Here is an 8,947-nt window from a genome sequence, read left to right on the forward strand (position 1 = left end):
ATTACAGGTGCAACAGGAGGTATTGGTTTTGAAGTAGCCAAAAGATTAGGTAAAGACGGATATATTGTTGTCTTAAACGGTATTGACGATGCTTCAGGAGCCAAAAGACTAGCAGAATTAGATGCAATGGATATCGAAGCTGAATATTATAGCTTTGATGTTACCAACGAGGAAGAGGTGGACACCAACATAAATGCAGTTGGGAAAAAATATGGAAAAATTGATGTATTGGTTAACAATGCAGGTGGTTTAGGAGGTAGATCTAGATTTGAGGGAATGACTACAGCGTTTTATAGATCTGTGATGGCTTTAAATCTTGACTCTACATTTTTTGCCTCAAGAGCAGCCATCCCTTTCTTAAAAAAAGGGGAAAATGCCTCAATTATTAACTATACCTCAAATGCAGGATGGAATGCAGGAGGACCAGGTGCAGGGATCTACGGAACTTCTAAAGCTGGAGTGCACGCGATTACCAGAGCACTAGCAAAAGATTTGGCTGAATATGGAATTAGGGTAAATGCTGTATCACCTGGTACTATCGATACTCCTTTTCATGCACAAATCAAATCGACTAAGCCAGAAGTATTTGCTTCATGGGCAAATAGTATTATGTTAGGGAGATTAGGTCAGCCTGAAGATGTTGCTGGTGTAGTTGCTTTCTTGGCAAGTAAAGATGCTGCTTTCTTAACTGCAGAGACTATCCAAGTTGGTGGAGGGCAAGCTCTAGGTATTTAAGGTTGGTTTTTAATGAAATGAAAACATCTGGTTTCTATTGTTGATGGTTTTTTTAATCATTAATATCATAACATTTTTTTTGATAGAATAGAGGTCATATCAAAGCTAAAAAGTCTAAAACAATTTGTTTTAGACTTTTTTTTATGAATATTTTTTCATGAATTTTTCAGCTTTTTCTACCATGTTCTTACTACCGCAAATAAATGGAATTCTTTGGTGTAACTCTTTTGGTTTGATGTCTAAGATTCGATTGTAGCCGTCGCTTGCTTTTCCATTTGCTTGTTCAGCTAAGAATGCCATAGGGTTGCATTCGTATAATAATCTTAATTTACCTTCTGGATTTTTTGTGCTTTTCGGATACATATAAATACCACCCTTGATAAGATTTCGATGAAAGTCCGAGGCTAAGGAACCAATATACCTACTCGTATAGGGTCTATCTTCTTCGATTTGCTGGCAATATTTGATGTATTTTTTTATCCCTTCTGGAAATTCTAAATAATTCCCTTCGTTGACAGAATAGATACTCCCATCTTCAGGGAATTCCATGTTTGGGTGAGATAAATAAAAAGTACCAATAGCTGGATTTAAAGTAAAACCGTTTACACCATGTCCTGTCGAGTATACCAACATGGTAGAAGTACCATAGATAATATAACCAGCAGCTACTTGATGTTTGCCTTCCTGTAAAAAATCTTCTTTGGTTACAGGTGTACCAACGGGAGTAATTCTGCGGTAAATTGAAAAGATCGTACCTACTGAGACATTTACATCAATGTTAGAGGACCCATCTAGGGGATCTATCAAAAGAACATATTTGTTTTGATGATTTTGATCTTTACTATTTACGATAATGAAGTCTTCTTCCTCTTCGCTTGTTATTCCACAAACAATATTTCGATTGATCATCGTTTGGATAAACTTATCATTTGCGTACACATCTAACTTTTGCTGCGCTTCTCCTTGGACATTAACTTCTCCAATTGCCCCTGTAATGTCAACCAATCCTGCTTTGTTTACCTCATGGTTTACTACTTTTGCGGCGAGTCTTATTGCATTTATAAGGCTTGACAATTCACCAGTGGTATATTTGAAAGCATGTTGGTTTTCATTGATGTATTCCCCCAGGGTTTTGTGTTGGTGTGGCATTTTTTATTTTTTAAATTTTACAAATATCATTTTTATTTCGTAATCAATCGCATAATTCTTTTTTATGGGATCTCACAATGACGTTTAGACTTCATTCAATGTTTACAAGAGTTTCATCATATTTAAATACAATAACTGTTTTCAACAAAATAATTAAAATCATCCCCTTCTTTTATTTGCTTTACGCTCTCGAAAATAAGTTTAATTACATTCTCAACATCATTTCTGTGTACCATTTCAACTGTAGTATGCATATATCTTAGGGGTAATGATATCAAAGCAGAGGGCACTCCACCATTGCTGTATGCAAAGGCATCGGTATCTGTACCTGTTGCTCTAGAGGAGGCATGACGTTGAAAAGGTATTTCGTTTTTTTCAGCAGTCTCTATAATGAGTTCTCTAACATTATGTTGAATCGCTGGCGCATAAGAAATTACGGGTCCATCTCCGATTTTACTGTCTCCCTCAGATTTTTTATCAATCATTGGTGTGGTTGTGTCATGGCAAACATCAGTTACAATTGCAACATTTGGATTTATAGTTTGGGTTATCATTTCTGCTCCACGCAAACCAATTTCTTCTTGTACAGAGTTTGTGACATACAAACCAAAAGGAAGGTCAATATTGTTTTCTTTGATTAGACGTGCTACTTCAGCAATCATAAAACCACCCATTCTGTTGTCTAGCGCTCTACAAATAAATTTATTACCGTTTAAAACTTCAAAAGTATCAGGATAAGTGATTACACACCCTACATGTACGCCGAGTGCTAAAACCTCTTCTTTGTTGTCGCAACCTACATCAATGGTAATGTTTTCAATTTTGGGAGTATCTTCTGCTTTACCTTTTAGTCTTGTGTGTATGGCTGGCCATCCAAAGACACCTTTTACAATCCCTTTTTTTGTGTGAATATTTACTTTTTTTGAAGGCGCAATGATGTGGTCGCTTCCGCCGTTTCTGATGACATGAATTAATCCATTGTCAGTAATATAATTTACATACCATGAAATTTCATCTGCATGCCCTTCAATGACAACCTTGTATTTTGCTGTAGGATTAATAACACCAACAGCAGTTCCGTAGGCATCAGTTATAAATTCATCTACATAAGGCTTTAAATAGTCCATCCATATTTTTTGTCCCTTACTTTCGTATCCTGTAGGGGCAGCATTATTCAAATATTCCTCTAGAAATGTTAAAGACTTTTCTGTTAATATCGTTTGTGTACTCATCAATTGTAGGTTTTTATATCTTGTCAAAAGTACTATTTTGATTCTAGATATTAAACAAGTTCTCTCTTGTTTTTAAGGGCCCTAATTGTGTATTTTTGGTATAGATGAAATTAACACAAAAAATATTATTTTTTATACTGATATCGATAACTTCTAATGCACAGATAAGTGATTTGGATGTTTTTGATGAGAAGTACAAAAGCGGTATCTATATAACGGATGCGGATCAAGAGGTGCTTCTCGATACTGTTGTTGTCTTTTCTGCTCCAAAGTTTACTAACAATTACGACAAAAGATATTATTCCTGGTTTACCAAAAAAACCTACAAAGCTTATCCTTATGCTTTATTGGCTAAAGAAAAAGTAGATAGTTTAAATTTAGTCACTTATGGCATGACCTCATCAAGGAAAAAAAAGAAATACATCAAAAAAAAGCAAAGAGTATTAGAAGAACAATTTTCGGACAACATTAAAAAATTAACAAAAACAGAGGGGCGAATTTTGATCAAGTTAATTCATAGGTTGACAGGAGAAACCGTCAATGAACATATAAAGGACAAGAGAGGAAAATATAAAGCGTTTTGGTATCGTTTATCTGCTCGTTTTTTTAAGATTGATTTGGATTTAAAATACAATCCCGAAAATATAATGGAGGATTATATGATTGAAAACATATTGCAGCAGGGTTTTGTTAATGGAGATCTAGAGCGGTGTTCTTCTGTTTTGCCAGGGAGCAATCTTCCTTTGTCTGTAAGGGAGATTCATATTGAAAAAAAGAAATAATATTAAAACTATATTTTTTTTAATAGGTAAAAAATATTACTTTGCCGACCAACGTAATCAGAATATCATGCCTAAAGAAAAATTTCAGATAGAATTTCCAATACATGCTTCGCCCTCAATGCTATATCAATATTTTTCAACACCATCAGGTTTGGGAGAATGGTTTGCAGATAACGTGAATTCTAGAGGTGAAATGTTTGAGTTTATTTGGGATGGAGTTGCTGAAGAAGCAAAACTATTGGCTTTTAAGTCAGATGATAGAGCTAAATTTCATTGGGTAGAAGATGAAGATGAAAATGCTTATTTTGAGTTTAAAATACAAGTAGACGCCCTGACCAAAGATGTTTCTTTGATCATCACAGATTTTGCAGAAGAAGACGAAATTGAAGAATCAAAAATGTTGTGGGAAAATCAGATTGGGGAGTTGAAACACATAATAGGAGCCTAGAGCACTAGCTCCAAATTGTCTTAAAGCTTTGATCTATATCAAGGCTTTTTTTATGTAAATTTGCTAAAATTTTAAGATTACGATGATTAACTTTAATGGAGAAATTGTTTCTGAAGAAACTTCTCAAATCGATTATAACAATAGAGCCTTCAAATATGGTGATGCTTTATTTGAAACAATTAAGATAAAAGAGGAGACTGTTGTTTTTTGTGAAGATCATTATTTTCGCTTGATGGCTTCTATGCGTATGTTACGTATGGAGATTCCTATGCATCTTACATTAGAGTTTTTTGAATCAGAAATTTTGAAGACTGTAAATGCCAACACTGGTACTGAAAATAGAATACGATTTACTGTTTTCAGAGACGCAGAGGGGTTGTATGCACCTAAGACTCACAACATATCTTATGTTATTGAAGCAAAAAAAGTAGAAACAAGTGTTAGAGATCAATATGTTGTTGACCTTTACAAAGATTTCATGATCAATCCTAATTTGCTATCTACAGTTAAAACCAATAATAAAATCACAAATGTTTTGGCAAGTGTTTATGCTCAAGAGAATAAATTAGACAATTGTGTGTTGCTTAATAGTCATAAAGGAGTTGTCGAATTTACGAATGGAAATATTTTTATAGTCAAAGGAAACGTTATTAAAACACCTCCTTTATCTGAAGGTTGTATAAAAGGGGTGATGAGAAAAAATATCATTTCAGTTTTGGAAAAACATCCTGATTTTGATATCCAAGAGGCATCTATTTCTCCATTTGAAATACAAAAAGCAGATGAAGTTTTTTTGACGAATACGATTCTGGGGATACAGCCCGTAACAAATTACAGAAAAAAGAAATTTAGCACAAAAGTAGTTGATCAGATTGTCAAATTGATGTTTAGTTAAGTTTTGGGTCCGAAGGTGCATTTGCCCAAATTTGATACTTCGTTCCAAATTCTAGCATGCTTTCTTTCCAAAGGTTTCTGTTTTGTGTGTTAAAAATATTTTGATAGTTGTTTTCTTGGACTAGCCAAGATTCTTTTTCCCATTCATGGTTGAGTTGATCTTTGCCCCATCCAGAATATCCCAAAAAGAAGCGTATGTCTTCGTTGTTGATCATGCCCTTATTTAGCAATTGAGTAAGTTCGCTGAAATCACCACCCCAATAAATATCTTTGGTTACTTGAATACTATTGTTTAAGAGTTCTGGGATTTTATGAATAAAGTAAAGATTGTCTTGTTCTACGGGGCCTCCTTGGTAAATTTTGAAGTCACATTCGATTTCAGGAATCAAGTCACTTAGTTTGTATCCCAAAGGCTTGTTCATGATAAAACCGATAGAGTTAAACTGGTTATGCTCCGTCAGCAGAATTATAGATCGGTTGAACGATAAGTCACCTATAATACTTGGTTCAGCAATAAGTAATCGTCCTTTTGAAGGTTTAAGAGATGGCATAGGTTGGCTTTCAGTCTAATATAGTTAAAAAAAAGACATAAAAAAAACTCCTTTGTGAAAAGGAGTTTTACAATACGATAGATTGTTATTAGTTTACAGCATCTGATAATCCAGCACCTGGCTTAAATTTAACAACATTTTTAGCTGCAATTTTAATAGTAGCTCCAGTTTGAGGATTTCTACCATCTCTTGCTGGTCTGTTTGTTACTGACCAAGTTCCCCATCCAATTAATGATACTTTACCACCACCTTTTAAAGTTGAAGTAACATTGTTTGTTAATGATTCTAAAGCTGCTTTAGCTGCTGTTTTAGAAATTCCTGCGTCTGATGCAATTGCGTCGATTAAATCTGATTTGTTCATAACTGTAATATTATTTTAATTAAATTAGTTTATATACAAACAAATATAAAAGGAATAATAGGGTATGCAAGCCTAGAGCCCTTAAAAACACTGATTTGTTGATAACTTTCGTCTTTTGTTGATAAAGACGGTTTCAAATTGTTGTTTTGTGTACTATGCTAGTATTTACTGCACATGGGCTTGATCCTCAAATTTGTATCCATTCAGTAAACTCGCGGTATCCATTCGTTTTTTTCCTGCCAATTTAATTTGGTTGATTTTGATAAATCCGTCTAGAGTAGCGATTTTGATTGTTTTTTTATCTGTAATGATACTTCCAACTTTTAGTTGATGACTTTCATGGACAACTTCACAGTCATATATTTTGGCACTGATCGTTTCGTCGTTATTTGTCAGAGTAGTCCATGCAGCAGGATAAGGGTTTAGACCTCTAATGTGATTGTGTATTTTTTTACTAGTTTGATGCCAATCAATTTTACAGGTGTCGGTATGAATTTTATAAGCCAGTTTATTGCTATCCTTTGCCTGTTTTCTTGTTTTTATGTTGTCTGTCGCTATGCGTCTCAGAGTGTCAATAACCAAATCACCTCCAAGGTGCATCAGTTTGTCGTGTAATTCTCCTACGGTCTCATTTTTGCCAATATTTGTTTTGTTTTGTAATATGATTTCTCCTGTATCAATTTTATCATCTAAAAAGAAAGTAGTGGTTCCGGTTTCAGTTTCTCCGTTTATGATGGCCCAATTGATAGGTGCGGCACCTCTGTAATCGGGCAATAAGGAAGCGTGTAAATTGAATGTGCCATGTTCTGGTAAGTTCCACACAGATTTTGGAAGCATCCTAAAAGCGACTACAATTTGGAGGTTAGGGTTTAGGGCCTCTAGTTGTTTTTGAAATTCAGGAGATTTTAGATTTGTAGGTTGTAGAATGGTTAGATTTTTTTCAGTGGCGTATTTTTTCACTGCAGATTCTTGAATTTTTCTACCTCTACCAGCTTGTTTATCTGGAGCAGTAATGACTCCTACAATGTTATAGTGATGCTGTAAAACTTTATCTAATATGCTAACCGCAAAATCAGGAGTTCCCATAAACACAATTCTTAGTTTGCTCATATGATTTGATAATATTGTTGGTGTTGTTGAATATAGTTTTCGTTCGCCAAATAATCCAAAATTTCTAGTAGTCTAATCGAGTTGATTCTTAAAGCAATCATCAATTCATTAAAGCTATGTGGTTTTTTTTTCAAAAGATGGAGGGTGTTTTTACTCAAATCTTCTTTGGATACTTCTTTTTTGTTTTCAAGACAAATATCGCAAATACCACAGACATTAGCGTTTTGTTCGTTGAAATATTCTAAAATCATCAAGTTTCTACAGACTTCTTGGTTTTCAAAATAAGCTAAGGTTTTTTTGCCTTTTTGAAATTCGATTTCATTCAGCTTTAACAAGTCTTTTTTGATCAACAGCACAGTTTTTTTATCCTCGCGAGGCACTAAAAATTTTAAGCGATTATGATTTAGTTTTTTGTCATAGTCAATCAGTTTTATTTCTTTCAGGTAGTTTAGTTTCTTGTGAATTTCGATTGCCGACATTTTTGTTGTTTGGGATAGCTTTGCCAAATTTATTTTTTTTGACAATTCAAAAATCCCAACATAGTTCCTCAATAAGTAGTCTACTAGGACCCTATATTTTTGTTGTGTGTTGCAAAAATGGAGCAATTGTTTACTGCTACAAATTACTTTTACAGCAGTGCTGTTTTTGTATCGCTCTTCATGGTTCAGAATTCCATAGCTATTTAGTTTTTGTAAGACTCTTTTTGTTTTGTGATTTTCTAGGTTGTATTTGGTGCAAAAAACTTCAAGGTCAAAATCAAAAGCCTCTGATATTTGTTCTCCATAAGCGATTTGGAAGTGTTGGTTTAATTTGTCGTAGACTGTTAAAACATCGTCAAAAGTTAATAAGTTTTGATTTCTTAGTTTCTCAAATTTTAGAAGGTCATTTTTAGAGAGAATAACACAAGAAAAAGCTTTTTGTTCATCTCTACCAGCCCTTCCTGCTTCTTGAGTATAGTTTTCTATGTGTTGTGGGATTTCCAAATGGACGACCAATCTTACGTTGCTTTTATCAATCCCCATACCGAAAGCGCTTGTAGCAACCATGATGTTTTGTTGTTCGTTGTTCCAAGCGTTGTAGTTGTTTTCCTTTTCTTTGGGACTCAGACCAGCATGATAGTAGGTGCTTTTGAAGCCGTCTCGATTTAGTCTTTTAGACAATTCTATGGTCGCTAGTCTACTTTGTAAGTAAACAATAGTAATTGTTTTGCTTTTTCTCAATATTCGGGTCAACAAATCAAATTTCTGAGGAGTTTCATAAACTTGATAAGCCAAATTTGCTCTGTTGAAAGACCCCAAGTGTTTTTGTACATCTTTAAGGGAAAGCAAATCTATGATCTGCGTTTGTGTTGTTTTTGTAGCAGTTGCTGTAACGGCTAAGAAAGTAGGATTGGGGAGTAACTTTCGTAATAGAACAATCTTTAGGTATGCAGGTCTAAAATCGTGTCCCCATTGAGATATACAGTGCGCTTCATCTATTGCAACAAACGAAATGGTTAGTTCTTTTAATTTGTCTTGAATAATGGGCTGACTGAGTCTTTCGGGTGAGAGGTATAATAGTTTGGTTTTTTTAACTTTTATATTATCAAACAAACGTATGATATCATCATTTGAAGACTTGCTTGGGATCGTTACTGCTTCAATTCCTTTTTCCTTTAATGCAGCAATTTGGTCGTTAATCAATGC

The 8,947-nt window shown here is 34.3% G+C and carries 10 protein-coding genes; 4 read left to right on the top strand and 6 right to left on the bottom strand.

Translation table 11 applies throughout. The features are described from left to right. Positions 1-735: SDR family NAD(P)-dependent oxidoreductase (locus ABF281_RS07690; protein ID WP_347181099.1), on the top strand; the 735-nt coding region annotated here is incomplete at its 5' end. Between the two features lie 141 nt (positions 736-876). Here the strand turns inward: ABF281_RS07690 and fbp are convergent. After that, entirely contained in the window at positions 877-1,884 is a 1,008-nt protein-coding gene (fbp, locus tag ABF281_RS07695; RefSeq protein WP_347181100.1) for a class 1 fructose-bisphosphatase, read from the bottom strand. A 122-nt stretch (positions 1,885-2,006) separates the two neighbouring features. Next, the gene (locus ABF281_RS07700; protein ID WP_347181101.1) at positions 2,007-3,116 is read right to left on the bottom strand and encodes a M42 family metallopeptidase; all 1,110 of its coding nucleotides are present in this window, start codon (positions 3,114-3,116) and stop codon (positions 2,007-2,009) included. A 104-nt stretch (positions 3,117-3,220) separates the two neighbouring features. Between ABF281_RS07700 and ABF281_RS07705 the strand changes: the two genes are divergently transcribed. From ABF281_RS07705 to ABF281_RS07715, 3 genes are all read left to right on the top strand, one after another. Next, complete coding sequence (locus tag ABF281_RS07705; RefSeq protein WP_347181102.1) at positions 3,221-3,898, top strand: DUF4294 domain-containing protein; 678 nt, start codon at positions 3,221-3,223, stop codon at positions 3,896-3,898. 64 nt (positions 3,899-3,962) lie between these two features. Beyond that, complete coding sequence (locus ABF281_RS07710; protein WP_347181108.1) at positions 3,963-4,346, top strand: START-like domain-containing protein; 384 nt, start codon at positions 3,963-3,965, stop codon at positions 4,344-4,346. A gap of 82 nt (positions 4,347-4,428) precedes the next feature. After that, on the top strand, positions 4,429-5,241 hold the full coding sequence (locus tag ABF281_RS07715) for an aminotransferase class IV (RefSeq protein ID WP_347181103.1): 813 nt from the start codon (positions 4,429-4,431) through the stop codon (positions 5,239-5,241). On the opposite strand, the gene ABF281_RS07720 is transcribed toward ABF281_RS07715, so the two are convergent. From ABF281_RS07720 to ABF281_RS07735, 4 genes are all read right to left on the bottom strand, one after another. Further along, positions 5,234-5,791 (bottom strand): YqgE/AlgH family protein, encoded by a 558-nt coding sequence (locus tag ABF281_RS07720; RefSeq protein WP_347181104.1) that lies wholly within the window; start codon positions 5,789-5,791, stop codon positions 5,234-5,236. The genes ABF281_RS07715 and ABF281_RS07720 overlap by 8 nt on opposite strands. A gap of 88 nt (positions 5,792-5,879) precedes the next feature. Next, complete coding sequence (locus ABF281_RS07725) at positions 5,880-6,152, bottom strand: HU family DNA-binding protein (protein WP_347181105.1); 273 nt, start codon at positions 6,150-6,152, stop codon at positions 5,880-5,882. 165 nt (positions 6,153-6,317) lie between these two features. After that, positions 6,318-7,262, bottom strand: a complete 945-nt coding sequence (gene fmt / locus ABF281_RS07730) for a methionyl-tRNA formyltransferase (protein ID WP_347181106.1) — start codon at positions 7,260-7,262, stop codon at positions 6,318-6,320. Next, positions 7,259-8,947 (bottom strand): RecQ family ATP-dependent DNA helicase (locus ABF281_RS07735; protein WP_347181107.1); only part of this gene is annotated, 1,689 nt, incomplete at its 5' end. The genes ABF281_RS07735 and fmt, both read right to left, overlap by 4 nt.

This window comes from Wenyingzhuangia sp. (assembly GCF_039768515.1).
Taxonomy (GTDB): domain Bacteria; phylum Bacteroidota; class Bacteroidia; order Flavobacteriales; family Flavobacteriaceae; genus Wenyingzhuangia.

Coding starts and splice junctions, on each gene's coding strand:
- fbp (WP_347181100.1), bottom strand. CDS start 1,884: ATGCCACACCAACACAAAACCCTGGGGGAATACATCAATGAAAACCAA.
- ABF281_RS07700 (WP_347181101.1), bottom strand. CDS start 3,116: ATGAGTACACAAACGATATTAACAGAAAAGTCTTTAACATTTCTAGAG.
- ABF281_RS07705 (WP_347181102.1), top strand. CDS start 3,221: ATGAAATTAACACAAAAAATATTATTTTTTATACTGATATCGATAACT.
- ABF281_RS07715 (WP_347181103.1), top strand. CDS start 4,429: ATGATTAACTTTAATGGAGAAATTGTTTCTGAAGAAACTTCTCAAATC.
- ABF281_RS07720 (WP_347181104.1), bottom strand. CDS start 5,791: ATGCCATCTCTTAAACCTTCAAAAGGACGATTACTTATTGCTGAACCA.
- ABF281_RS07725 (WP_347181105.1), bottom strand. CDS start 6,152: ATGAACAAATCAGATTTAATCGACGCAATTGCATCAGACGCAGGAATT.
- fmt (WP_347181106.1), bottom strand. CDS start 7,262: ATGAGCAAACTAAGAATTGTGTTTATGGGAACTCCTGATTTTGCGGTT.